This window comes from Mesorhizobium sp. M0830 (assembly GCF_040319965.1).
Taxonomy (GTDB): Bacteria; Pseudomonadota; Alphaproteobacteria; order Rhizobiales; family Rhizobiaceae; genus Mesorhizobium.
Window position 1 is genome coordinate 36,164 of sequence record NZ_JAMYOR010000010.1, and the last position, 24,901, is coordinate 61,064.

Consider the following 24,901-nt stretch of genomic DNA (forward strand, 5'->3'; position numbering starts at 1 on the left):
GCTAACTGCTCTTCAGCATGTAGCCGGCGCCGCGAACCGTATGCAGGATGGGCTTGTCGAAGCCCTTCTCGATCTTGCCGCGCAGCCGCGAGACATGGACGTCAATGACATTGGTCTGTGGATCGAAATGATAGTCCCAGACATTTTCGAGCAGCATGGTGCGCGTCACCACCTGGCCGGCATGGCGCATCAGATACTCTAGCAGGCGGAATTCACGTGGCTGCAGCGTGATCTCGCGCCCCGCGCGACGGACCGAATGCGACAGCCTGTCGAGTTCGAGATCGCCGACGTGGTAGACGGTTTCGGCTTCCTTGGCGCTGGCGCGGCGGTTCAGCACCTCGACGCGGGCCAGAAGCTCGGAAAAGGCATAGGGCTTGGTCAGGTAGTCGTCGCCGCCGGCGCGCAGGCCGGTGACCCGGTCATCGACTTCGCCGAGCGCCGACAGGATCAGCACCGGGGTCGTGTTGCCCCTGGATCGCAGACCGGCAATGACCGACAGGCCGTCACGGCGCGGCATCATCCGGTCGATGACCATCACGTCGTAGTCGCCGGCATCGGCGAGCGCGAAGCCGGTTTCGCCGTCACCGGCGACATGCGCGGTGTGACCGGCCTCGGTAAAGGCTTTCTGCAAGTAATCCGCAGCCTCGCGATCGTCTTCTATGACGAGAATCTTCATAGGACTGTTATACGCGATTTCGCCGGAACGTTGAGTGGCAGACATCTGCATTGTGGCCTTTGCCAAAGCGCATCGAGATCAAGATCATCCGAAGCCGTACGCGATAAAGTCCTTGTCCCCGTTGTGGTTGCGCCAAGACCGCCGGAACGCTTTCAGCCGAAATATCAGGCTTTCAGACGATAGTGCGGCAGCGGGCGATGGGAGCCCGCTGCCGCCGGGGGAGAGCACGATGACTGACTAACGCGCTCCTCCACGCTTTCCCGTGCGGCGGCTCGGGGGTGTTTGAAACGGCCGCACGGGAAAAGTCGAACAGCGTCAGCCCTTGGCGACGGGCAGTGCGACGAAACGATTGGTGTCGTCGCGGGTTATCTGCATCAGCACCGCCTTGCGGCCGGATTTGACTGCGTCGGTCATCGCCTTGGTGACGTCGTCTGTGCCGTTCACCTCGGTCGAATTGACTGATGTGATGACGTCGCCTGGCTGGATACCACGATCGGCGGCATCGCTGTCGGGGTCGACGTCGGTCACCACAAGCCCCTTGCCGTTTTCGGACTTGGTGACGGTCAGGCCGAGATCGGCCAGAGTGTCGGGCTTGGCCGGAGCGGGCGGCTGCGGCTGGTCGGCTGATGCCTGCTTGTCACTGGTCGGTAGAGTGCCGAGATCGACCTTGACCGTTTGGCTCTTGCCGTCGCGCCACACCGTGACGTCGACAGATTTGCCGGGCGAAAAGGCGCCGATCAGGCGTGCCAGTTCCTTCGGCGAAGCAACGTCCTTGCCGTCGACCTGGGTGATCACGTCACCGGCGGTGATACCGGCCTTCTTGCCGGGGCCGTTGTCCTGGGCGCTGGAAACCAGCGCGCCGTTGTTGGACTTCAGACCGAGCGATTCGGCGATGTCGGACGTGACCGGCTGGATTTCGACGCCGAGCCAGCCGCGCTGCACCGAACCACTCTTCATCAGGTCCCGAACGACCTGTTTGGCGGTCGAAGCGGGAATGTCGAAGGCGATGCCGACGCTGCCGCCAGACGGCGAGAAGATCGCGGTGTTGATGCCGACGACCTGGCCGTTGAGGTTGAAGGTCGGGCCACCCGAATTGCCACGGTTGACCGACGCATCGATCTGGATGAAGTCGTCATAAGGGCCGGCGCCAATGTCGCGGCCGCGGGCCGAGACGATGCCGGCGGTGACGGTGCCGCCGAGGCCGAACGGATTGCCGACGGCCACCACCCAGTCGCCAACGCGGACCTTGGAATCATCCGCGAAGTCGACATAGGTAAACTTGCCGACACCATCGACCTTGAGCACGGCGAGATCGGTGCGCGGGTCGGTGCCAATCAGCTTGGCATCGAGTTCCTTGCCGTCATTCATCACCACGGTGAAGGCCGAGCCTTCCGAAACGACATGGTTGTTGGTGACGAGATAGCCGTCATCGGAGATGAAGAAGCCGGATCCCTGCGCAACCGGCCGCGGCTGGTCGTTATTGTGGTCGCGGTGGCTGAAACGCCTGTTACCGTCCTGACCGTTCTGGTCGCCAAAGCCGCGGAATTCCTTGAAGAAGCGGCGCAGCTGCGGGTTATCGGGCATGTTGTTCATGCCGTCCGGATCGTCGGACTGGTCTGAGCCATCATCGGCCGCCGGGCTGATCTTGGCCTTTACCTTGACGCTGACAACGGCGGGAGAAACGCGCTCGACGACATCGGCGAAGCCTGGCACCTGCGGCGCCTCGATGCGCACGGCGTCGGCCAGAACAGGGCTGGTTCCACTGGTCAACGCGCCGACGCCGATCGCACCGGCCACCGCGATGGACGCGACGGCAGCCATGAGACGCTTGCGGGTGACGGAATATGAATTGGGGGCAATATTCATGGTTCTCGTATCCTCTTTTCAAATGGACGCTGCGTGATCGGCATCCTCGGGAAGAGAGAATTAGAGAGGCGCACATTACAGCGCCATTTCCGACACATGAAACTTTGGTAATGTTCAGCAGCGACCGCGGCGTCAGTCGCGGCGCAATATTGCGTCCAACGATGCCTGCTCTTCGGCGGATAGGGATTTTGTGGCCAGCGTGCGGCGCGACCGCGCGGTCAGCACGATGAAAACGCCTCCCACCAGCAACAGCAGGACTGGCGTGCCCCACAACAACGCATTGCGCAGATCGAAACGCGGCTTCAGCAGCACGAACTCGCCATAGCGGGAGACGACGTAATCCATCACCTGCTGGTCGGTATCGCCGGCGACGAGGCGCTGGCGCACAAGGATGCGCAGGTCACGGGCAAGGTCGGCGTCGGATTCGTCGATCGACTGGTTCTGGCAGACCATGCAGCGCAGGCCCTCCGACAGCGCCCGCGCTCGTGCCTCGAGCGCCGGATCGGGCAGCATCTCGTCAGGCTTCACCGCCATTGCCGTGCCGGCGAAGAACAGCGCCAACAGCAGGACGATCGAGGTCAGCGAAAGCCGTGTGCTCATGGCGGGCCCGCGGATGTTACCGCGCTCGCTTGCTTGCGTCGCCGCGACGGCGCGCCGACGCGAAGGCGCCGGTCCATCAGCGACATCGCCGCGCCCGCCATCATCACCAGGCCGCCGCCCCAGATCAACGTCACCAGCGGCTTCCACCACAGACGCACCACGACGGAACCGTCATTGCCCTCGTCGCCAAGCGAGAGGTAGAGCTGAGAGAGACCGATCGTCCTGATGCCGGATTCAGTCGTCGTCATCTGCCGCACCGGATAAAACCGCTTGGCGGAGCTGATTTCGCCAACAGGACTGCCGCTGACGCCGATCAGCTCGAAGCGGCCGCGATCCTCGCTGTAGTTCGGCCCCTGGGCCGGATAAAGCCCGACGAAACGCACCGTATGGCCGGAGAGTTCGACGGTCTCGCCGGCATGCATCGACAGGATCTTCTCGGTGCCGAAGCAAAGCGTGCCGACGATGCCGAGCGTGGTCAGGCCAAGGCCAAGATGAGCGAAGGCGGTGCCGAAAACCGAGCGCGGCAGGCCGAGCAGGCGCCTGACCACGATCCCCGGCGCAACATTGCCAAAGCCCGATTTGACGGCAAGGTCAGTGAGCGCCCCGAGGATCAGCCAGACGGCGAGGCCGACGCCCAGGGCCGCAAACACCGACGCGCCGTCGATGAACAAAGCGGTGACCAGCGTTGCCAGGAGGGCCGCGGCGAACGCCACCATCAGCCGCTGCGCGACGGCGAAAACATCGCCGCGCTTCCAGGCCAGCAGCGGCCCGAACGGAACCACCAGCAGCAGCGGCACCATCAAGGGTCCGAAGGTGAGGTTGAAGAACGGCGCGCCGACCGAGATCTTGTCGGCTGAAAAGGCCTCGACGGCAAGCGGATAGAGCGTGCCGACGAGCACGGTCGCGGCTGCCGTGGTCAGGAACAGGTTGTTGAGGACGAGCGCGCCTTCGCGCGAAATCGGGTGAAACAGGCCGCCGGCCGTCAGACGCGAGGCGCGCAATGCAAACAGCGCCAGCGAGCCGCCGATGAACAGTGTCAGGATGCACAGGATGAAGACGCCGCGTGTCGGATCGGTGGCGAAGGCGTGGACCGAAGTCAAGACGCCCGAACGCACCAGGAACGTGCCGAGCAGCGACAGCGAAAAGGTGAGGATGGCGAGCAGCAGCGTCCAGATCTTCAGCGCCGAGCGCTTTTCCATGACGATCGCCGAATGGAGCAGCGCTGTGCCGGACAGCCACGGCATGAAGGAGGCGTTCTCGACCGGATCCCAGAACCAGAAACCGCCCCAACCGAGTTCGTAGTAGGCCCAGTAGGATCCCATGGCGATTCCGCCGGTCAGGAACATCCAGGCGACCAACGTCCACGGCCGCACCCAGCGTGCCCAGGACGCGTCGATGCGTCCTTCGATGAGAGCGGCGACCGAAAAGGAAAAGCAGATCGAGAAGCCGACATAGCCGAGATAGAGGAAGGGCGGGTGGATGGCGAGGCCGAGATCCTGGAGGATCGGGTTGAGATCGCGGCCCTCGATCGGCGCCGGATTGAGCCGGATGAACGGATTGGACGTCGCCAGGATGAACAGGAAGAAGGCGGCGCCGATGGCACCCTGCACGGCAAGCACGTTGGCGCGCAGCGTCGCCGGCAGATTTGACCCGAAGGCGGCGACAAGGGCGCCGAAGAAGGTCAGGATCAGCACCCAGAGCAGCATCGAGCCTTCGTGATTGCCCCAGGTTCCGGTGATCTTGTAGATCAGCGGTTGCAGCGAATGCGAGTTTTCCCACACACTCGCCACCGAGAAATCAGAGCTTGCGTAAGCGCTCGCCAACGCCACGAAGGACAGCGCCGTCAGGGCAAAGCCGGTCACCGCGACTGGCCCACCGACCGCCATCAGGCGCTGGTTGTTCAGACGTGCGCCAAACAGCGGCACGAGCGTCTGCACAAGCGACAGCGCAAACGCCAAGACCAAGGCGAAATGTCCGGTTTCAACCATGGCTGTAATTCACTCTTGCTCTCCTGCCAGAGCTATTCACTCTTGCTCTCCTGCCAGACGCCCTTGGCCTTCAGGCCGTCGGCCACGTCCTTGGGCATATAGCGCTCATCATGCTTGGCCAGCACGCTGTCGGCAACGAAGACGCCGTCCGGGCCGAAAGTGCCCTCGGTGATCACGCCCTGCTCTTCGCGGAAAAGATCGGGCAGGATGCCCGTATAGGTGACCTTGACCGATTTGTGCGTGTCGGTGACCGAAAATCCGACGGTCGCCCCCTGCCCGCGCTGGATCGTGCCTTTTTCAACCAGCCCGCCCAGCCTGATGCGCTGGCCAGGCTGGACACTGGCGGTGGTCAGATCAGCCGGCATATAGAAATAGGACGCCTTCTGGCCAAGCGCATAGAAGGTCAGCCCGGTGGCGGCGCCAAGGAAAGCCAGTCCACCCGCGATCACCGACAATCGTTTCTGCTTGCGCGTCATGTCTTGTTCTACTCCGTCGCCGTCAGGCCAAGCGAGGCGGCAAAGGCGGTGAATTTTTTCGCTTCGTCACTGTCGGCTCCAAAGACGGCAATGGCGCGACCGAGCGCCTGACGTGCCAGATCGGCCTTGCCCAGCACGACATAGGAACGAACGAGGCGCATCCAACCTTCCGGATCGCGCGGATTTTGCCGCAGTTTGTCGTCGAGGCGGGCGACCATCGTGCTGATCATCGCTTCCCTATCAGCGGGAGACAGCGACGATGCAGCGTCGATATCGCCGGCATCGGGACCGTTGGTGGCGCCGCCGGAAGCGACTGCGGGACTGCCGGACCTGGCCAGCGCCTGCTCGACCGCACTGCGCCATGGCGACTCCGGCGGCAGCTTGTCCAGCATTGCCCGCCAGGCTGTGGCCGCCTCCTTGGTGCGGCCCTCCTGCGCCAGCGCCATGGCCAGATAGAAGCTCGCCTTCGCATTGGCCGGGTCGAGCTTCAAGGCCGCCTCGAAGGCCTTCTGTGCATCGGCTGAGACAATGCCGCCTGCCGCACCGGCGATCGCCTCGCCAAGACCGGCCTGGCGAACGGCGCTGTCGCCATCGAGGCGGATAGCGTTGCGATAGGCCGCCGCCGCGTCGGAAAAGCGTTGCATGCGCAGATAGACTGGCGCGAGCACATCCCAGCCCCTGCCATCGGAAGGATTGGCAGCAAGATGAGCTTCGGCCCGCGCCACCAATTCGTCGACCGAACTGTCGGCCGGGTTCTTGGCCAACCGCTCGCTGAGCGGTTGCGACGGCAAATCGGGTGAGCCGAGCTGACTGTAAAGGCCCCAACTGACCAGCGGCACCGCCAGAACGGCCGCGGTGGCGACCAGCCTTGCCGCTACCGAAATTCGGCCAACGGACGCATCGCCCGCCGTTGCCGCATTGTCGAGGCGAAGGATGCGGCGAGCGATCTCGGCGCGCGCTTCGGCAGCTTCCCCCGGCTGGATCAAGCCACGCGCAGCGTCGCGGTCAAGCTCGGACAACTGATCGCGATAGACTTCGAGATCGTGATCGCTGCTCGACGACGCGCCCTTCGAGCTGGCGGCCAGCGGCAGCAGCACCGCCAGGCTTGCACCCAGCGTGAGAATTGCGGCTATGACCCAGAACAGCATGGTTCTTCCAATAATGGCAGAGTTCTGCCGTGCCAACACAGGCTTCCTGCGACGCTTTGACGGCAGGCGCGCCGCATGTCCTTGATCGACATCAACCGACCGGATACCAGCCGGACCCTGTCTCAGCTTCTGTGCATGTCGTCGTCCTAAAACCGCTGCGCGGTCGAGCGAAATGCACCGTCAGGTCAGCGGCGTCCAACTGCCGTTGGTGTTACGGCAAGCGGTTCCTCGCGCCGTCACGCCGGCGCCGCCGGTGAAAACCGTCTGCGTATACTGGCGGCAATCCTGCGAACCGACGCGATAGGGTTGTGCCGGAACCACCTCGCCATAGCGCGAAGCCTGGGCGCCTTTCCACGTTACCTTCTGGCCGCTGGTCGTGTATTCGAGCGCCTTATATTCAGCCTCGAGCGCACTGCGCTTCTCGGTCTCGCTGAGGCCAGCGCCGATCGACCCGCCGATGAGGCCGCCGCCCATCGCCGAAATGATCGTCGCGGTGACCTTGCCGCTGGAAGGAGGCGTCGAGGCCGGTGTCACTGCTACGGTCGGCCCCTTGCCGCTCAGGGTGGTGCAGCCGGAAACGGCCAGCATTGCGGAAATAAGCGCGACGCGAATCTTCATGCCAACAACCGGTGTTCTTGAGTTGGAGCCTGCTATGGATAGGCCGGAGGCCGCGTCATCGGAGAAGTTGGCGCTGCCATAGTATTGAGATTTGTCTGAAATTTGGCCGCTGCCGGCCAATCCGGGACCAATCGACATGCCGCCATAACATGCCCCGTTCATCAATGTCGAATGGCCGTGCCTGAACATCACTGAAGGCTCCGCAATCGCACCACCGCCTTCAATCCGCCCAAGCCGGACCGTTCGAGCGCCAGGACGCCTCCATACTCGTTGACGAGGTCGGCGACAATGGCCAGCCCGAGACCTGTTCCGGGCTTTGTCTCATCCAGACGCCGTCCGCGCTTCAGCGCCTCGCGCGCCTTGTCGTGGGGAATGCCAGGGCCGTCATCCTCGATATCGATCTCAAACAGGCCGGCCGGATCATCCTTGCCAGTCAAAGGCACGACCGAGACCAACACCGCGCTTTTTGCCCATTTCATCGCGTTTTCGAGCAAATTGCCGATCAACTCCTCAAGGTCCTCGCGCTCGCCCGCGAAGACGATTTCGGTCGCAGGCAACGACAGCGACAGATTTGTCTGCGGATTGAGCTTCTGCAGAACCCGCACCATGCGCTGCACCAGCGGCGTCACGGGCGTGCGGAAGACGACGCTGTCGCGCTGCGCCGCGACGCGGGCGCGCTGTAGATAGTGCTCGACCTGCTTCTGCATGGAAGCGGCTTGTTCGGCGATCAGCTGTCCCTTGGCTCCTCCAAGCGCCCGGCCCTCATTGAGCAGCACCGCGAGCGGCGTCTTCAGCGAATGGGCGAGATTGCCGACCTGGGTTCGCGACCGCTCGACGATGCGCCTGTTGTTTTCGATCAACGCATTGGTTTCGTTGGCAAGCGGTTCGATCTCGGCCGGGAACTGGCCGTCGAGCCTCTGCGCGGTGCCCTCGCGCACCATGGCAAGCGCATTCCTCACCCGGCGCAGCGGCTGCAGGCCGAGCAGGATGGCAATCGCGTTGATGGCGATCATGCCGACGCCGAACAGGCTGAGATAGGTCAGCAGGCGGCGTTGGAAGCTGGCGATTTCCTGTTCGAGTTCGCTCTGGTTGCCCATGACGCGGAAGCGCGCGGCGCGGTTCTTGGAATCGAGAACGAATTCGCTCTCGAACACTTCGAGTTGCTCGCCATCGATGCCTTCGGTCGGATAGCTGCGCTGGAAGCTGGCGTTGAAGGGCACCTCGGCGACATCAGGCGATGGGATTTTGCGCGTCATCGACGACGAGTGAAGATCGCCATGTACGCCTTCCGAGGCGGGCTCTACCGACCAGTACCAGCCCGAATTCGGCTCCGAGAAGCGGAGATCGCCGAGGTCGGGCGCACCGGTGAGCGCACCGTTGTCGGAAATACCGATGGAGCCGATCAAATTGAACAGATGCGCCGAAAGCAGGCTGTCGAAGCCGCGCTCGCTGGCCTGGCGATAGAGTGTGGTGATCAGGGTGAATATGACGACGAGCGTCACGATCGCCCAGACAGTGGAAAAGGCGATGACGCGGAACGTCAGCGAACGCGGCCACAAACGCAGCGAAAGCGGCGTCCTTGCGGTTGGTTTGAGCGGTTCCGAGTTACGCCTCCGGCTCACGCATGCGGTAGCCCATGCCACGCACGGTTTCAATCATGTCGATGCTCATCTTCTTGCGAAGACGCCCGACAAAGACCTCGATAGTGTTGGAATCGCGGTCGAAATCCTGATCATAGAGATGCTCGACCAGTTCCGTGCGCGAGACGACCTCGCCCATATGGTGCATCAGATAGGCAAGCAGGCGGAATTCGTGCGACGTCAGTTTCAGCGGCACGCCGTCGACATCGGCCTTGGACGCCTTGGTGTCGAGGCGCAACGGTCCGCAGGTCAGTTCGGACGAGGCATGGCCGGCAGCGCGCCGGATCAGGGCCCGAACCCTCGCCAGCACCTCCTCGATGTGGAACGGCTTGGTGACATAGTCGTCGGCGCCGGCATCGATACCGGAGACCTTGTCGCTCCAGCGGTCGCGCGCCGTCAGCATCAGCACCGGCATCTTGCGGCCGCCGCGCCGCCAGCGCTCGACGACGCTGATGCCATCCATCTGCGGCAGGCCGATGTCGAGCACGACTGCGTCGTAGGGCTCGGTGTCGCCGAGGAAGTGGCCTTCCTCGCCGTCGAAGGCGCGGTCGACGACGTAGCCAGCATCGACCAGCGCATCCGATATCTGCCGATTGAGATCCTTGTCATCTTCGACGACGAGTACGCGCATGCGGAGTTCGATACCTGTTGAAGAGCTAGGGTCAGATATAGGCCGATTCCGGCGGCCTGGGAAACGGAAGGGTCAGTTCAGTGGAACGACGATTTCGGAACGGCGCGGACGTTGTCCGTCCTTGCCCGGAACGAGCACGACGATGACACAGACAGGCTGGCCGCCGCGCGTCGATTGCGAGGCCTTGGCCAGCGTTCCGCCATTCTGTTCGGCCACTTGTTGACCGATCGCGTAGCAATCGGACGCCGCCAGTACAATCGGGCTGGCCTGATCGGGCGCGACGGCCGGTATCGCCACAGCCTGCGACGCAAACAGCCCGGCAGCGCAGAGCGCCAGTGTCGCGGTTCGGAGGTGGGAGCGAAGCGTTTTCATGGTCGAGGTTGTAGCGCATCGGTGCTGAACGTGAAATGAACAGTGAACGTCGCCGAAAACATCCTCGCTACACCCCTGCAACGCGAGACAGTCAACCTGGGATTTCACCGCCTCAAACCGTGATTTCCCGCGAGGCTCCAGTCTAGACTCCGTTTCGACCATATTGAAAGCGTGTCAGGCGTTTTCCTGCGTTATCGCGCGAAAACGCAGCAGCCCGTGATATACTAGCAGGTCCTCATCATGGCGGACCTCGGTGAATTCGAGCGAGAGTCGTGTCTGGCCGTGGGGGCCAATCTCCAGCACCGCATTGGCGAGCCGCGCCTTGATGGCGTCCATGATGGCAAGCGTTTCGGCTTCCCCCTTGGCTTTCGACCAGACATGCAGCGTGACCAGTTGATCATTATTGTTCTCGGCGCTCGTATCCCAGTCAAACGCAGAGGTCTGGCCACAAGTCACGTAGGGAAAAGCGGCATTGTCGGTTGCCCGTTCGAGCAATCCGGCGCCGCCCAGCAAGGTCGATAGTGAGGCATCGCTTTTAAGCCTCAGAAACAGTGCCTGCTGCAAATCGCCGGGCGCGGTCATCGTCCTCTCCTCTAGCCTTTGCGCTGCCGACCATTGCCTTTCGGAAGCCTGTCTGGGTTCTGCATACTGTGTCAGATATAGCCATTCGACGCGCGGAGGCGATGGCGATTCGTCATCGGATTGATGAATGCTGATACGACTTTGCCAACAACGTCGTCAGGGGCGCTGCGCGGCGTTGCGATCTAGGCAGGATTGGCCGCGTCTCGGTGAGGTTTGTTTTGCCTGACACCATCTGGCCACGCGTCTGGACATCCGTTTTCGGATAGCGGCTTGTTCCAGCCGCATTTGAAGGCCAGTATCGAACGTGCCTTCAAGGCGTCCGTTGCGGTCTACCGTGACCGAACGTGACACCATTTCCGTCGAGCTTGGTCGATACCCGGAGCGTCGGAGCTTTTGCTGGCCGGCGGCACCCTTGACTCAGTCAGCACCGCGGTCACCGCGATCCTCGAAGGCGATGGCGGCTTTGCATGAAGTCGCGAACGAGTGACGATCCGTCCCCGACGAAAAGGCGAGTGCTTTTCCTCGGGAAACTCGCGGAGCGAGCTTGAAGACGAGGCAGCCCACGAGCGGGCTTCGCCGAAACCAAAGCAAGATGCGAGGTCGAATGCGATGCAGTCTACCCCCCACAAGATCCCGGTTTCCATCATTATTCCGAACTACAATTACGCGCGTTTCCTTGAACGCAGCATCGACAGCGCCCTGGAGCAGGACCACGACGATGTCGAAGTGATCGTCGTCGACGATGCATCGCAGGACAATTCCAGGACCATCATGAAATCCTACGGCGACAGGATCCTTGCTTGTCCGCGACGAAAGAATGGCGGGCACGCGGCCGCCTTCAACACCGGCTTTGCTGCGAGCTCCGGCAGAATCGTCCTCTTCCTCGACGCCGACGATTATCTTTATCCGGAAGCCGTCTCCAGGATCGTCGACACCTGGGACGAGGCAACCGCCCAGGTGCAATCCAGATTGCACATTGTCGATGACCGGCAACGCATCAAGGACGTCTTTCCGCCGCCGGAGCTGCCCTTCGACAGCGGCGATGTCATGCCGAAGCTTCTGCGCAAGGGGCGCTACCAGACGACCGTAACCAGCGGGCTCGCCTTTGACCGGACGACCCTGGAATCGATCATGCCGATTCCGGAACCGGATTTCCGCCAGGGCGCCGACGGCTATCTTGCGACGCTGGCGCCGCTCTATGGCCAAGTCCAGTCCATCGATGAATGTGTCGGCGCTTACAGAATCCACGGCGCCAACCATTCGGTCTTCGGTGAAAAGCTCGCCGAGCGGGCACGCTGGCGGGTAGAGCACGATTTCCACCGCATGGAGGCGCTGTCGGACCAGGTATCGCAGGCCGGCCTGACCGTCGTGCCGGCAGAAATTGTTCGCCATGATCCTGTCCACCTGGAAGAACGGCTGGCATCGCTCTGCACGGACAGGCACCGGCACCCCGTCGCCGACGATTCCCGCCTGGCGCTCGCGGCGGCGGGCGCTGTCGCCAGCCTCGAAATGACGGCGTCCCTGCGCCGCCGCGCCGTGCTTGCCGCCTGGTTCCTGTCTGTCGGCATGCTGCCGCGACAAATGGCCATGGCGGTTCTGTCGTGGAAGCTCGACGCATCGTCCCGACCGACATTCCTTGCTCGCCTGTCCAGAACGATACGCCGCGCGATGGGGTAGCCCTGAGCCCTTGTGGACGAGATGTCCGGCAGAATGGGATGGGACGCGCTGTCCCCGAAGGTCTCAAGTGAGCCTGCGCTGCGCTTTGTCTCTCACTGCGCCCCGCGCTGCCTGACCACGAAGCTGCGCACCGCCAGCACCAGCACCGTGATGATGATCAATATCACCGAGAGTGCGGCGATCGCCGGGTCGATGTTGTCGCGCAGGCCCATCCACATCAGCCGGGGAAGCGTGATGGCGTTGACCGAGGTGATAAACAGTGTGACGCCGATTTCTTCCCAGGACAACACGAAGGACAAAAGCGCCGCGGTGATGATGCCGAATTTGATGTTGGGCATGATGATCCGGGTGGCGCGCTCCCAGACCGAGGCGCCAAGGCCGCGCGCGGCAAGATCGATGCGGCGGTCGAGCTGACTGAGCGAGACCAGCATCAGCACGGTGGCAAAGGGCACGGTCATCACCGAATGCGCCATGGCGACACCAAGCCATGTGTCATAACCAAAGAACGAGCTGAAACCTGAGATCGAGGTGAGCAGGAAGTAGAGCGTGATCGCCGAGACCACGGGCGGCACCACCATGGGCAGCAGCACAAAGCCGACGAGTGCCGCCGTGAAGCGCGGCTGGAACATCCAGACCCCGAGGCTGAAGCATAGTGCCAGCACGGTGGAAAAGGCGCTGCTGACGATACCGATGCGGATGCTGAGCAGGATTGATTGGAGCCAGCGCGGATCCTCGACCAACGACCGGTAGTGGCGCAACGACAGTTCACCTGACGGCATCGCCAGCATGCGGCTCGGCGTCAGCGACACCGGGATGACGGCGAGCAGCGGCAGCAGCAGGAACAGCGCCACGAAGGCGGCGATGATCAGCGAGACGGGACCGGGGCGATAGGTCGGCATCAGATCAATTGCTTCGGTCTGACATAACGGAACAGCAGCGCCATCAGCGCGCCGACGAACAACACCAGGACCACGCTGATGGCCGCCCCCAGACCCCAGTCCGGGCTCTGGAAAATGCGGAGATAGATCAGCTCGGCGATCATGACGCTGCGGCCGCCACCAAGGATCGCCGGCGTGACAAAGAAGCCGAGCGAAAAGACGAAGACGATCATCGCCGCGCCGATGATGCCGGAGCGCGTCATCGGTACGAACACCGTCCAGAAGGTGCGCATGCGGCTGGAGCCGAGGCCGCGCGCGGCCAGCAGCACGCGGTCGTCGAGGCTGCGCATGGCCGATGCCAGCGGGAAGACGGCGAAAGGAATGAGGAAATGCGTCATGCCGACGATGACGCCGAATTCGTTGCGCACCAGCGCCAGCGGTTCGGAAATGAAGCCGATCGCCTGCAGCCAGGTGTTGATCAGGCCGCGATTGGACAACAGCGCCACCCAGCCGAAGGCACGGGTCAGGACGGAAATCCAGAAGGGAACGAGAATGCAGAACTCGGCGATCAGGCGCTGTGCCGGGGTTCCTCGCACCCAGACGACGGTGATGGCGTAGGCAGCGGCGACCGAAACCACGGTGACGACCGCCGCTATGCGCAGCGTGCGGATGAACACCGACTGCACCAGATCGTCGGTGAGCAGCGCCTCATACTGCCCGAGCCCCGGCGTCGGCAGCGTAAAGCTCCATTTGACGACGCCGAAGAACGGCCACGCATAGGCCAGGACAAGAAACAGGAGCAGCGGCGCCATCAACAGCGCCGCGCCCATCCTGTCGGAGAGATAGGACCTCATATGAACCCGATTATCCCGGTCTTGATCAGGCCGAGATGATCTTGGTGTATTCGTCGAGCGCTGCCCCGTAATTCTTGGCGTACCAGTCCATGTCGAGTGCGATCTGCTTCTTCATGTTCTCGGGATCGACCGGGTTGATGCGCTTCTTGTCGGCGGGAATCAGCGCGTCGGCAGCCGGATTTGCAGGGCCCTGGCCGAGCTTGTCGAACATGACCAGCTCCTTTTGCGGGTCCTGGGTGCTGGCGATGAACTTCATGGCCGCTTCCTTGCCGCCAGGATTGCCCTTGAGCACGGCGAGCGCACCGGGCGAGATCAGGCCCTGGTCCCAGATGAACTTGATCTTGCCGCCCGAATCCTGCTCGATCAGTGAAGCGCGCGTCGACCAGACGATCGCCATCGAGGCCTCGCCATTGAGCAGCACGCTCTGGCTTTCGGCACCGCCGCCCCAATAGGCAACGACATTTTCCTTGAAGGCGGCGATCTTGTCATGCGCGCGCTTGAGATCGAGCGGATAGAGCGACGCCGGCGCGATGCCGTCGGCCAGCAGGGCGGCTTCCCAGCTCGACACGCCCCATTTGTAGAGCGAGCGCTTGCCGGGGAATTTCTTCACGTCGAAGAAATCGGCCATGCCGGTCGGCGCGTCCTTGCCGTACTTCTCGGAGTCGTAGGCGATGACATAGGAGAAGAAATAGGTCGAGGCGGCGTATTCCCAGCCAAAGCCTTCGCGCATCTTCTTCTTGTCGACGATCGTATAATCGATCGGCTCGAGGGCGCCCTGGGCACCGAGCGTGATGGCCGAGAACGGGTCGACGTCGACGAGGTCCCAGGTCGGCGCGCCGCTCTTGAACTGCGCGGCGATGGCGCCTTCGGTCGGGCCCGAGCCATCCATCTTGACGGTGATGCCGGTTTCCTTGGTGAAGGGCTGGCCGTAGGCTGCGTCGTAAGCCGTGATGGCGTCACCGCCCCAGTTGACCAGCACCAGTTCCTTCGCCGCGGCAAAGGCTCCGGTCGAGCGCAGCATCATCGGCGTGCCGGCCAGCACGAATGCTGCGAGCTGCGTGAATTGGCGGCGCGAGATTTCGCCGCGACCTGCCCTGGCGGACAGGCTCTCGATGGCTTGTTTCTTGGTATCATGTGTCATGTCAGTTCCCCTTTTTTGTCGTTGATAGTACCGCAAAGTGGTGGGCACTTGTCTCGCCACACCGATCGTCATTGTCCTCCTTGCGGAAGGAGGAAACCCTTTTCAGCCGGCCAGGTGAGCCAGACGGAGTTGCCCTTGCTGAGCGCGGCTGCGGCCACCTCGTTGGGCACCGAGACCGTGACCTTGGCGCCTTGCCGCGTCGTCAGGTCAAGCCGCGTTGCCGCGCCGAGATAGGTGGAGGCGGTCGCTGTCGCGGCGATGCCGTTCTCACCGGCTGCCGCCTCTCCTGATATCGACATGTATTCGGGCCGGATCGCCAGGATCGCATCGCCGCGCACCGCCTCGGCCTTGCAACGCATGGAGACCGCACGGTCTTCGCAGAGGCCGGTCGAGCCATCGCCTGCCGGGTGGACGCCCTTCAGCGGCAGCATGTTGATCTCGCCGAGGAACTCGGCGACGAAGCGGTTGTCCGGCCGGTCGTAGACCTCGTCGGGCGCTCCGACCTGCAGCAGTTTGCCATGGTTGAAGATGGCGACGCGCGACGACAGCGCCAGTGCCTCGCTCTGGTCGTGGGTGACGAAGACGAAGGTGGTGCCGGTCTCCTGGTGCAGCCGCTTCATCTCGGCCTGCATCTGGCCGCGCAGGCCCTTGTCCAGTGCCGAGAACGGTTCATCGAGCAACAGCACGCCCGGCTCGAACACCAGCGCGCGCGCCAGCGCCACGCGCTGCTGCTGGCCGCCGGAAAGCTGCGCCGGCAGCTTTTTCTCGTGGCCCTTGAGGCCTACGCGTTCGATCATCTCGCCGACCCGGCGCTTGATGTCGGCCGCCGATTTCTTACGCACCTTGAGGGGAAAGGCGATGTTGGCTTCCACGCTCATGTGCGGAAACAGCGCGTAGCCCTGGAACACCATGCCGGCAGCGCGCTGCTCGGCCGGCCGGTCGGTGATGTCGACGCCATCGCTGAACAGACGGCCCTCGCTCGGCTGCACGAATCCGGCAAGGATCATCAGGAATGTGGTCTTGCCCGAGCCGGACGGTCCGAGCAGGGTCAGGAATTCGCCGCGGCCTATATCGAGCGACAGATTGTCCAGTGCACGGAATGAGCCGAAGCTTTTGCCGATCCCAATTGCCTTGATCTCTGCGGCCCGGCCGGGTTGCTGCATCCTGCCTGTTTCCTCGCTTCAGGGGAAATCGTAGGGCAGCGCGCGGCCTCACCGCAACCGAATAGTTTTCGCCTGATCGGCAAATTTGATTCATCTATCCAATCGATGGCGCCCGTGATCGGATATACCTTTGGCGTGACGCCCGTGGTCAGCCATGCCCTTGGCGTGGCGCCCGTGGTCAGCCCTGCCCTTGGCATTGCTTTCCGCGAGCTTCGACCGCAACCATCCGGCAAAGGCGTCGAGCACCGGATGCGCGGCCTTGGCGTGTTCGGAGACCAGGAAGTACGAGCGCGGCGATTTGATCGCGATATCGAATGGACGCACCAGCCTGCCTTCGGCCAGCGCCTTGCCGCTGGTCAGTTCGTCGCCCATGGCCATGCCCTGGCCGGCAATCGCGGCCGAGAAGACGAGATTCATGTCGGAAAAGAAGATGCCGCCCTCCGGGTCGGGGTTCTCGACCTTCGACAGCGCCAGCCAGCGCGCCCAATCCTCGGTATCGCCGAGATGCAGGAGGTTGGCGCGCAAAACGTCGGCTGGCTTCGAGAATCCACCGACCTTGTTGAGCAGCGTCGGGCTGCAGAGCGGCGTAAACGAAATCTCGCACAGAAGCTCGACCGCTCGGTTCGGCCAGTTGCCGACCCCGAAGGCGATGAAGGCATCGGCGTCGGCATTGCTGACATCATCCAGTCGTCGCGGCGTCAGGATGCGCAGCGCGACATCGGGATACATCTGCCGGAACTCGCCGATATGGGTGCAAAGGAACAACGAGGCGAAGCCGGGCGTGCAACTGATGCTGAACGAGCCGCCGACGCCGGTGCCGGCATGGCGTGTCACCGCGTCGCCCAGAACGGTCAACGCCTTGCGCACGTCGCTGGCGTAGCGCTGGCCGCGTGGCGTCAGCGCCACGCCCTTGCCGATGCGTTCGAGCAGGTCGAAGCCGAGGTCGCGCTCCAGCAGGCGAAGCTGGTGGCTCACGGCGCTGCGGGTCAGGTGTAACTCGTCGGCGGCGCGCCAGACGCTGCCGTGACGAGCGAAGCTGTCGAGCGCACGCAGCGCTTGTGTCGATGGTATGCGCAAGAGACCTCAGGTGAACCGAATTTGCATGAGCCGGAAAAACATATCACTTTTTGATGAACCGCTTCACTGCTTTCTTCTCCGGCCATGGAGAAAGCGGTCACTACTGCGGCGCAAGCAACGGCGCTTACCTGTCTTGACGACATCCGGCCACTGTTGTCGGCGTGGACGCGCACCATTTTCGACTTCGGCGAGACTGCATGGCGCGAGTATCAATCCTCTGCCTGGTATGTGGAGAGACTGAAGCGCGAAGGCTTTTCCGTCGAGGAAGGTTCCGGCGGCATGCCCACAGCCTTCTGCGCGCATTGGACAAACGGCGCCGGGCCGACCATCGGCATGTATGCCGAATACGACGCCGTGCCGGGCAATTGCCAGGATGCGGCGACCGTCCGTCGCCCTCGCCCGGGCCTCGGCGAACATGCGGGTGGCCACACCGATCCGCATTCCGGGTTGGGCATTTCGAGCCTCGGCGGGCTATTGGCGACCAAGGCGGCGATGCAGCGCCACGGCATACCGGGCACGCTGCGCTTCACCGGCGAGCCGGCCGAGAAGGTGCGCGGATCAAAGCCGATCCATGCTGCGAAGGGGTATTATGACGGCCTTGCCGGCATGATCTCCTTTCATCCGTTCTACATGCTGCCGCTCTGCAACACCGCGCGCTGGGACACGCATTGCGGCGCGGCTTACGCGATGATCTATCGCTTTGTCTGCGACCAACCGGAGCGCTGGGCGCGGGCGGCGGGCGGCGCGGCGCCCATTCCGCAGGCGCATTCGGCGGTGCGCGCGCCCGGTGCCAACGATGCGCTGATGATGATGTACATGACGTCCAAGGCGCTGCGCGATTCCATGCTGCCGCACCAGGGTGGCTGGTCGATCAGCGAGGCGATCCTGACCGCCGGCCAGGCGACCGCCGACAACCTGCCGGCAGAGTTGGCCGAGATCCAGTACATGATCCGCGTGCCGACACTGGCGATGGCCGAGCAGATCGCAGCCGTGCTCGACCGCAATGCCGAGGCCGCTGCCAGCATGAGCGGCTGCCGCCATGAGCGGCACTGGGTGTCGAAGTCGCGGCCGGGGCTGGCCAATCACACCATGGCCGAGATCGCGTATGAAGCGCTGTCGAGCGTCGGGCCGCCGCGCTGGGACGAGGAGGCCAAGGCAGTCGCGCGCGAGATACAGGTCAATGCCGGGCGCATGGCGAGTGACGAGCCGTTCATCGAAGAACTCGAACGCCTGATCGAGCCGCAGGCGGCGGAGGCGATCCTGCGCCGCGATCTGCCGCCTTCGCAGGTGAATTCGACCTCCGACGATTACACCGATATGAGCTGGCATGCGCCGACTGCGCGCTTCTATGTCGCCCGCCCGGCGCTGCGTTCGGAGACCGGCTACCCCTATCCGTCATGGGTCATGAATGCGCTGGGCGGCATTCCTGCCACCATCGACCCGATGGTCGTCTGCGCGTCGAAGACCATCGCACTGGCAGCCCTTCGCCTGCTGGAGGACAAAACCGCGCGCGGTGCGGCGATGGACGAGTTCGTCACCCGCACCGGCGGCGGCATCGGCGGTTCGAACTGGATCGCGCCGCTCTGCGACTACGAGCCGCCGATTGGATTTCGCTGGCCGGAATACGTCACCACCCCGCGCGGGCGGGACTGGTGGATCCCGAACAATCAGACACCCCAAGCCACCTCACGAGGAGCACCCCATGACCGTTCATGACCGTATTGTCGCCGAGCCGTTTTCGCTGCAGCGCCGCAACCCGGCCGGCGGCACCAAGCCGCTGACCGCCTGGGGTTTTGCCAACGAGACCGACGTCCTGACCGATGTCTTGCTCGGGTCGCCCAATTTCCTGCGTCATCTGTCGACCAGCTCGCTGTCGCGCAAGCATCTGCGCGAGGCGCCATGCAATGTCCAGATCGCGCAGGCGCAGCACAAGGACCTCGTCGCGGCCTATGAACATTTCGGCGTCAACATCCATTGGCACGAACCGACACCCGAACTGCCGATGCAAGTCTATTCCCGTGATTCCAGTGTGATGACGCCTTATGGCGCCGTCATCACCGCTATGGCCAATTGGTGGCGGCGCGGCGAGAACTACGCCGCCATCCGCACCTACGAAAAACTCGGCATCCCGATCTACGACATGGTTACGGCAGGTACATTCGAGGGCGGCGACTTCAACGTCATCGAGGATGGCGTCGTGCTGATCGGCTGCGGCGGCGCCCGCACGCAAGAAGAAGGCGCTCGCCAGGTGCAGGCCTGGTTCGACAAGGAAGGCTGGGAGACCCGCATCGCCTTCATCGACGAGTACTATGTCCATATCGACCTGATGGTGGTGCCGATCGCCGAAAAATTGACCGCCGTTTGCCTCGCCTGCACTGAGCCCGGCATCGTCGACTGGCTGAAGGGCAAGGGACACGAGATCATCGACGTGCCGTTCCAGGATACGATGGCGCTCGGCTGCAACTTCATGTCGCTGGGCAAGGACCGGGTGATCGCGCCGACCTCCAGCCAGACGCTGATCGGTCAGCTCAAGGCACGCGGCTTCGAGGTCGCGGCCGTCGACATGAGCGAGATTTCCAAGACCGGCGGCGGCATCCACTGCATGGCACAGGCGCTGAAGCGCGAACCGGCCTGAGCGGCGGAGCCCATTCGCGAGCATTGAAACGGCGGGGGCGGCGCTTGCCTGGGCAGGTCGCTGATTGCGATCCAGCCATTCCTCCATTTTTCATAGGATGGACATCCTACAGGATCAGTTTTACGAGTCGGCCCGACCAGAGGAGATGTTCGCGCCCCCCGATGAACAAGATCGATACCCACAACAGCAAGCGTGACGAGCGCTCGACCGCCACCAGCCTCTTGCGGCTCGGCACGCGGCTGAAGCTGTCCCGGCAGACGCGAGGGCTGACCTTGAAGGCGCTCGCTGCCGCCGCGAACTGCTCGGAAAGCCTGCTTTCCAAGGTGGAGAACGGCAAGGTCTCGCCCTCGCTTCCCATGCTTCACCGGCTCGTCGAGGTGCTCGGCACGAACATTGGCTGGATGTTCGAGGAATCCGATGGCGAGGAAGGCATCGTCTTTCGGGCTGGATCGCGGCCGTTGATAGCGCTCGATCCGCTTCGGCGCGGCGAAGGTATTTCGCTCGAGCGGGTCATTCCGTATTCGCCCGGCCATCTCCTGCAGTGCAACATCCATCATATCGAAGCGGGCGGTGAGAGCGCTGGCCCGATCCAGCATGCCGGCGAGGAAGTCGGCTATCTCCTGGAAGGTGCGATCGAATTGATGGTCGGCGAAAAAACGTTTCGCCTGTCCGCCGGCGATTCCTTCGTCTTCAACTCCGAACTGCCGCACTGGTACCGCAATGTCGGAGATGAACGCGCCAGCATTTTCTGGGTGAACACGCCAGCGACATTCTGATCCGGCGCATCTCCTGATTCCTTTCGTTGACGCTAATTCAAGTCACTTGACAAGAAATCAAGCATCTTGAATTATGCCCTTGCGCTCAGTCGCCAGGTGAGCCCGATCAAGGGCCTTTTCGTAAAACCAAGGGGAACCGGAATGCGTCTTACCAAGATCCTTTCAAGCTGCGCCGCAGCCATCGCCATGACCCTCGCCCTCGGCTCTGCTTCCGCCATGGCCGAGACCTATGCACTGGTGACCATCAACCAGCAGGCCCTGTTCTTCAACCAGATCAATGACGGTGCAACGGCTGCTGCCAAGGCCGCCGGCGTCGACCTCGTCATCTTCAACGCCAACAATGTACCAAGCGCGCAGAACGACGCGATCGAGAATTACATCACCCAGAAGGTCGACGGCATCATTCTCGTCGCCATCGATGTCAACGGTGTGAAACCGGCCATCACCGCGGCCAAGGCTGCCGGAATTCCGGTCATTGCCATCGACGCGCAAATCCCGAATGGCGACAACGTCGCCTTTGTCGGCGTCGACAACACCAAGGCCGGCGAGGATATAGGCAAGTTCTACGCCGAATACGTCAAGACCAAGCTGAACGGAACCGCCAAGATCGGCGTTGTCGGCGCGCTCAATTCGTTCATCCAGAACCAGCGGCTCGACGGCTTCAAGAAGGCCGTCACCGACAGCGGCCAGAAGGTAACCTTCCTCGACACGGTCGACGGCCAGAACGTGCAGGACGTAGCCCTGTCCGCCGCCGAGAACCTTATGACCGCCAATCCTGACATGACGACGCTTTACGCAACCGGCGAGCCGGCTCTGCTCGGCGCGGTTTCCGCCGTCACCAGCCAGGGCCGCACCGGCGATGTCAAGGTGTTCGGCTGGGACCTGACCAAGTCGGCGGTGCAAGGTCTCGAAGAGGGCTGGGTGGTCGCCGTCGTCCAGCAGGATCCGGCTGGTGAAGGCAAGGCAGCGGTTGAAGCCTTCGGCAAGCTCAAGAAGGGTGAGAAGATCGATCCGATCATCAATGTTCCGATCACCATCGTGACCAAGGAAAATGTCGGCCAGTTCAAGGACATGTTCAAGTAGTATCCTCCCCGGACCGCCGGGCCGCGCAATGACCCGAGGGTTGCCTGCGCGGCCCGGCGACCGATTGAACTTGTTGGCTTGAGAACTGGAACCGTGATGAGCGATGGCGAATCCTACCGCGTCAGGATGACCGGTATTTCCAAACGATACGGCCCCATCCAGACGCTGGACGACGTTTCGCTGGACCTGAAGCCTGGCGAGGTGCTTGGCCTGGTCGGCGACAATGGAGCCGGCAAATCCACCTTGAGCAAGGTTCTGTCCGGTGCGGTCATTCCGGATTCCGGCACCATCGAGATCGACGGCAAGGCTGTCTCCTTTTCCTCACCGGCCGATGCCCGCGCCGCACGGGTGGAGATGGTCTATCAGGACCTTTCACTCTGCGACACGATTGATGTGGCGGGCAATCTCTTCCTCGGCCGCGAGCCGCGCCGCCGCGTTCTCGGCGTCCCCTTTCTCGACAACAAGCGCATGCATGATCAGACGCGTGAGATGCTCGACCGGCTCGGCATCGTCATTGCCGATACCAGGCTCAAGGTCGAAAACCTGTCCGGTGGGCAGCGCCAGTCGATTGCCATCGGCCGCGCCGCCTCCTTCGATCCATCGGTGCTGATCATGGACGAGCCGACGGCGGCCCTTGCCGTGGCGGAGGTTGAAGCGGTTCTGGAGCTCATCCGCGCCGTCAGCGCCCGCGGCGTCAGCGTCATCCTCATCACCCATCGGCTGCAGGATCTGTTCCTGGTCTGCGATCGCATCCAGGTCATGTATGAGGGTTGCAATGTCGCCGAACGCAAGATCGGCGACACCAGCATCGAAGAGGTCGTCAACCTCATCGTCGGCCGCAAATTCACGGCGCGTTCGGCCCGCGCCAGCCGTGATGAGGCAGCGCAGCCATGAATGTCACGTCATCACCTGGGGATATCAGCGCCTCGCCGCCCAAACGCGTCCACAACACCACCTGGAAGGACATGGCGATAACCAATGGCAGCGTCGTCTCGATAGCCCTGTTCTTCCTCGTCGTCTGCGTGGTCTTCTCGCTGACCACCGGCTCCTTCCTGACGGCGCCCAATCTGCTCAATATCGTGCGCCAGTCGGCGCCGCTGCTGATCGTTGCGGCAGCCATGACCTTCGTCATCACCACCGGCGGTATCGACCTCTCGGTCGGGTCCGTGCTGGCGCTGACGGCGACGCTGTCGGCTGTCTTGCTGCAGTCCGGCCTGCCGTGGCCGCTCGTCGTCGTTGCCATGCTGGCACTCGGCGCGGCGATCGGGGTTTTGCAGGGCTTCTTCATCGCCTATGAGCGGATACCGGCCTTTATCGTCACACTTGCCGGACTCTCGATCATCCGCGGCGTGGCGTTGCTGATCACCGGCGGCTATTCTATCCCGGTTGAGCCGACCAGCTTCTTCGTCAACATCGGCAGGGCCTGGTTTCTCGGCGTGCCGGTACCGGCACTGCTCGCCCTTGTCGTCCTGATCGTCGCCTATCTCGCATTCAACCAGACGCCGTTCGGGCGCTATGTCACCGGCATAGGGGCCAATGCCGAAGCCGTGCGCCGCGCCGGTGTCGATACGCGCTTCATGACCCTGTTCGTCTATGTCCTGTCAGGCATGGCGGCGGCGGTAGCCGGCGTTGTTCTTGCCGCCCGGCTCGGTTCCGGCTCGTCGAATTCCGGCCAGGGTTTCGAGCTCGATGTCATCGCCGCCGTGGTGCTTGGCGGCACCAGCCTGTTCGGCGGGCGCGGCACGATCATCGGCACCGTGCTCGGCGCGTTGACCGTCGCCGTTATCGGCAACGGCCTGATCCTGGCGCACATGTCGCCCTTCCTGACGCCGATCGTCACCGGCACAATCATCCTCGTTGCCATCTGGCTGAATTTCCGGCTGTTCAAGGGCGCAACGCGGAGCCGCTGACATGGATCATCTGTTCGACGACAAACCAAGGGAACGGGCGCCCATCGGTGTCCGCTCCGGCACCGTGATGACCGTTACCGGCCCGGTCGCGATCGCCGACATGGGCGTGACGCTGATGCACGAGCATATCCTGCTCGATGGCGCGAAATCGTGGAAATGCCCCTGCCATCCCGACGAGAAGAAGATCGCCGAGCAGCCGGTCAGCATGGACATCATCGGCGAGTTGCGGATGAACCCTTACATGAACCGCGACAACGTCTCGCTCGACGATAGCGATCTGGCGCTTTCGGAGCTGGCGAAATACCGGGCGCTTGGCGGCCACACGGTGGTCGATGCGACGAACATCGGCATTGGCCGCGATCCGGTGAAGCTCGCACGCATTGCCCGCGCCTCGGGGTTGCGGATCGTCATGGGGACAGGTTTCTACCTGCAGCACACCCACCCCGACTGGCTGAAAGCGATGGACGTCGACGACGTCACCGAATTCCTCGTCAACGACGTCGGCGGCGGGTCGACGCAACCCGAAATCATGGCCGGCATCATCGGCGAGGTCGGCGTCAGCAAGGATTTCACCGACGAGGAACGCAAGTCACTGCGGGCTTCGGCCCGCGCGGCCAAGATCACCGGCGTGCCGCTGACCATTCATCTACCCGGCTGGGAGCGGCTGGCGCATGACGTGCTCGACGTGGTCGAGGCGGAAGGCGCCGATCTCCGGCATACGGTGCTTTGCCACATGAACCCGAGCCACAACGATCTTGCCTACCAGCAAAGCCTCGCCACGCGCGGCGCCTTCCTGGAATACGACATGATCGGCATGGATTTCTATTATGCCGACCAGGATGCGCAGTCGCCGTCCGACGAGCAGAACGCGCGTGCCATCCGCTCGCTGATCGACATGGGGCTGCTCGACCGGATTCTGCTGTCGCAGGACGTTTTTCTCAAGATCATGCTGACCCGCTTCGGCGGTTTCGGCTACAGCTTCATCCTCAAGCATTTCGTGCCGAGACTGAAGCGCCATGGTGTCGAACAATCGGCAATCGACACGATGCTCATCGACAATCCAAAGACTGTGTTCGCCGAGGGCCTCTGAGCCGCGGCTCCAAACAAGGC

Annotated in this window: 24 protein-coding genes; 8 read left to right on the forward strand and 16 right to left on the reverse strand. The window is 62.9% G+C overall.

What is annotated here, in order from left to right; translation table 11 throughout:
* Position 1: 1 nt before the first annotated feature.
* From NKI20_RS08535 to NKI20_RS08585, 11 genes are all read right to left on the reverse strand, one after another.
* The gene (locus NKI20_RS08535; protein WP_352829826.1) at positions 2–676 is read right to left on the reverse strand and encodes a response regulator transcription factor; all 675 of its coding nucleotides are present in this window, start codon (positions 674–676) and stop codon (positions 2–4) included.
* A 315-nt stretch (positions 677–991) separates the two neighbouring features.
* Entirely contained in the window at positions 992–2,542 is a 1,551-nt protein-coding gene (locus NKI20_RS08540) for a Do family serine endopeptidase (RefSeq protein WP_352829828.1), read from the reverse strand.
* A gap of 132 nt (positions 2,543–2,674) precedes the next feature.
* On the reverse strand, positions 2,675–3,142 hold the full coding sequence (locus NKI20_RS08545; protein WP_352829830.1) for a cytochrome c-type biogenesis protein: 468 nt from the start codon (positions 3,140–3,142) through the stop codon (positions 2,675–2,677).
* A complete protein-coding gene (locus NKI20_RS08550; RefSeq protein WP_352829832.1) occupies positions 3,139–5,130 on the reverse strand; it encodes a heme lyase CcmF/NrfE family subunit in 1,992 nt (663 codons plus the stop codon). The genes NKI20_RS08545 and NKI20_RS08550 overlap by 4 nt, the downstream gene beginning before the upstream one ends.
* A 32-nt stretch (positions 5,131–5,162) precedes the next feature.
* Positions 5,163–5,606, reverse strand: coding sequence for a cytochrome c maturation protein CcmE (gene ccmE / locus NKI20_RS08555; protein ID WP_352829834.1), 444 nt, complete (start codon positions 5,604–5,606; stop codon positions 5,163–5,165).
* An 8-nt stretch (positions 5,607–5,614) separates the two neighbouring features.
* Entirely contained in the window at positions 5,615–6,754 is a 1,140-nt protein-coding gene (ccmI, locus tag NKI20_RS08560; RefSeq protein ID WP_352829836.1) for a c-type cytochrome biogenesis protein CcmI, read from the reverse strand.
* 180 nt (positions 6,755–6,934) lie between these two features.
* On the reverse strand, positions 6,935–7,372 hold the full coding sequence (locus NKI20_RS08565; protein ID WP_352829838.1) for an RT0821/Lpp0805 family surface protein: 438 nt from the start codon (positions 7,370–7,372) through the stop codon (positions 6,935–6,937).
* 188 nt (positions 7,373–7,560) lie between these two features.
* A complete protein-coding gene (locus NKI20_RS08570; protein WP_352829840.1) occupies positions 7,561–8,994 on the reverse strand; it encodes an ATP-binding protein in 1,434 nt (477 codons plus the stop codon).
* Entirely contained in the window at positions 8,978–9,643 is a 666-nt protein-coding gene (locus NKI20_RS08575; RefSeq protein ID WP_023760459.1) for a response regulator transcription factor, read from the reverse strand. The genes NKI20_RS08570 and NKI20_RS08575 overlap by 17 nt, the downstream gene beginning before the upstream one ends.
* A gap of 72 nt (positions 9,644–9,715) precedes the next feature.
* Entirely contained in the window at positions 9,716–10,015 is a 300-nt protein-coding gene (locus tag NKI20_RS08580) for a hypothetical protein (protein WP_352829842.1), read from the reverse strand.
* 174 nt (positions 10,016–10,189) lie between these two features.
* A complete protein-coding gene (locus NKI20_RS08585; protein ID WP_352829844.1) occupies positions 10,190–10,597 on the reverse strand; it encodes a DUF3168 domain-containing protein in 408 nt (135 codons plus the stop codon).
* A 609-nt stretch (positions 10,598–11,206) separates the two neighbouring features.
* Here NKI20_RS08585 and NKI20_RS08590 point away from each other — a divergent pair.
* The gene (locus NKI20_RS08590) at positions 11,207–12,274 is read left to right on the forward strand and encodes a glycosyltransferase family 2 protein (protein WP_352829846.1); all 1,068 of its coding nucleotides are present in this window, start codon (positions 11,207–11,209) and stop codon (positions 12,272–12,274) included.
* Between the two features lie 92 nt (positions 12,275–12,366).
* Here the strand turns inward: NKI20_RS08590 and NKI20_RS08595 are convergent, their stop codons facing one another.
* The 5 genes from NKI20_RS08595 to NKI20_RS08615 form a co-directional block, all read right to left on the reverse strand.
* Positions 12,367–13,173 carry an ABC transporter permease gene (locus NKI20_RS08595; protein WP_352829848.1) on the reverse strand — a complete coding sequence of 269 codons (807 nt, stop codon included), beginning with the start codon at positions 13,171–13,173 and terminating at the stop codon, positions 12,367–12,369.
* Complete coding sequence (locus NKI20_RS08600) at positions 13,173–14,006, reverse strand: ABC transporter permease (RefSeq protein ID WP_352829850.1); 834 nt, start codon at positions 14,004–14,006, stop codon at positions 13,173–13,175. The genes NKI20_RS08595 and NKI20_RS08600 overlap by 1 nt, the downstream gene beginning before the upstream one ends.
* Positions 14,007–14,031: 25 nt before the next feature.
* A complete protein-coding gene (locus NKI20_RS08605) occupies positions 14,032–15,147 on the reverse strand; it encodes an ABC transporter substrate-binding protein (protein WP_352829852.1) in 1,116 nt (371 codons plus the stop codon).
* 68 nt (positions 15,148–15,215) lie between these two features.
* Positions 15,216–16,310 (reverse strand): ABC transporter ATP-binding protein, encoded by a 1,095-nt coding sequence (locus NKI20_RS08610; RefSeq protein ID WP_352829854.1) that lies wholly within the window; start codon positions 16,308–16,310, stop codon positions 15,216–15,218.
* A 90-nt stretch (positions 16,311–16,400) separates the two neighbouring features.
* Positions 16,401–17,387 carry a LysR substrate-binding domain-containing protein gene (locus tag NKI20_RS08615; protein WP_352829856.1) on the reverse strand — a complete coding sequence of 329 codons (987 nt, stop codon included), beginning with the start codon at positions 17,385–17,387 and terminating at the stop codon, positions 16,401–16,403.
* Positions 17,388–17,471: 84 nt separating this feature from the next.
* Between NKI20_RS08615 and NKI20_RS08620 the strand changes: the two genes are divergently transcribed.
* From NKI20_RS08620 to NKI20_RS08650, 7 genes are all read left to right on the forward strand, one after another.
* On the forward strand, positions 17,472–19,103 hold the full coding sequence (locus NKI20_RS08620) for a zinc-binding metallopeptidase family protein (protein WP_352829858.1): 1,632 nt from the start codon (positions 17,472–17,474) through the stop codon (positions 19,101–19,103).
* On the forward strand, positions 19,090–20,022 hold the full coding sequence (locus NKI20_RS08625) for a dimethylarginine dimethylaminohydrolase family protein (RefSeq protein ID WP_023760469.1): 933 nt from the start codon (positions 19,090–19,092) through the stop codon (positions 20,020–20,022). The genes NKI20_RS08620 and NKI20_RS08625 overlap by 14 nt, the downstream gene beginning before the upstream one ends.
* Before the next feature lie 161 nt (positions 20,023–20,183).
* Positions 20,184–20,798, forward strand: a complete 615-nt coding sequence (locus NKI20_RS08630) for a cupin domain-containing protein (protein ID WP_352829861.1) — start codon at positions 20,184–20,186, stop codon at positions 20,796–20,798.
* A gap of 141 nt (positions 20,799–20,939) precedes the next feature.
* Entirely contained in the window at positions 20,940–21,881 is a 942-nt protein-coding gene (locus NKI20_RS08635; protein WP_352599320.1) for an ABC transporter substrate-binding protein, read from the forward strand.
* Positions 21,882–21,977: 96 nt separating this feature from the next.
* Positions 21,978–22,775: an ATP-binding cassette domain-containing protein gene (locus tag NKI20_RS08640; protein ID WP_352485862.1), complete on the forward strand. Its 798-nt coding sequence runs from the start codon at positions 21,978–21,980 to the stop codon at positions 22,773–22,775.
* Positions 22,772–23,791: an ABC transporter permease gene (locus NKI20_RS08645; protein WP_352829863.1), complete on the forward strand. Its 1,020-nt coding sequence runs from the start codon at positions 22,772–22,774 to the stop codon at positions 23,789–23,791. The genes NKI20_RS08640 and NKI20_RS08645 overlap by 4 nt, the downstream gene beginning before the upstream one ends.
* Before the next feature lies 1 nt (position 23,792).
* Positions 23,793–24,881, forward strand: a complete 1,089-nt coding sequence (locus tag NKI20_RS08650; RefSeq protein WP_352829865.1) for a phosphotriesterase family protein — start codon at positions 23,793–23,795, stop codon at positions 24,879–24,881.
* Positions 24,882–24,901: the final 20 nt, after the last annotated feature.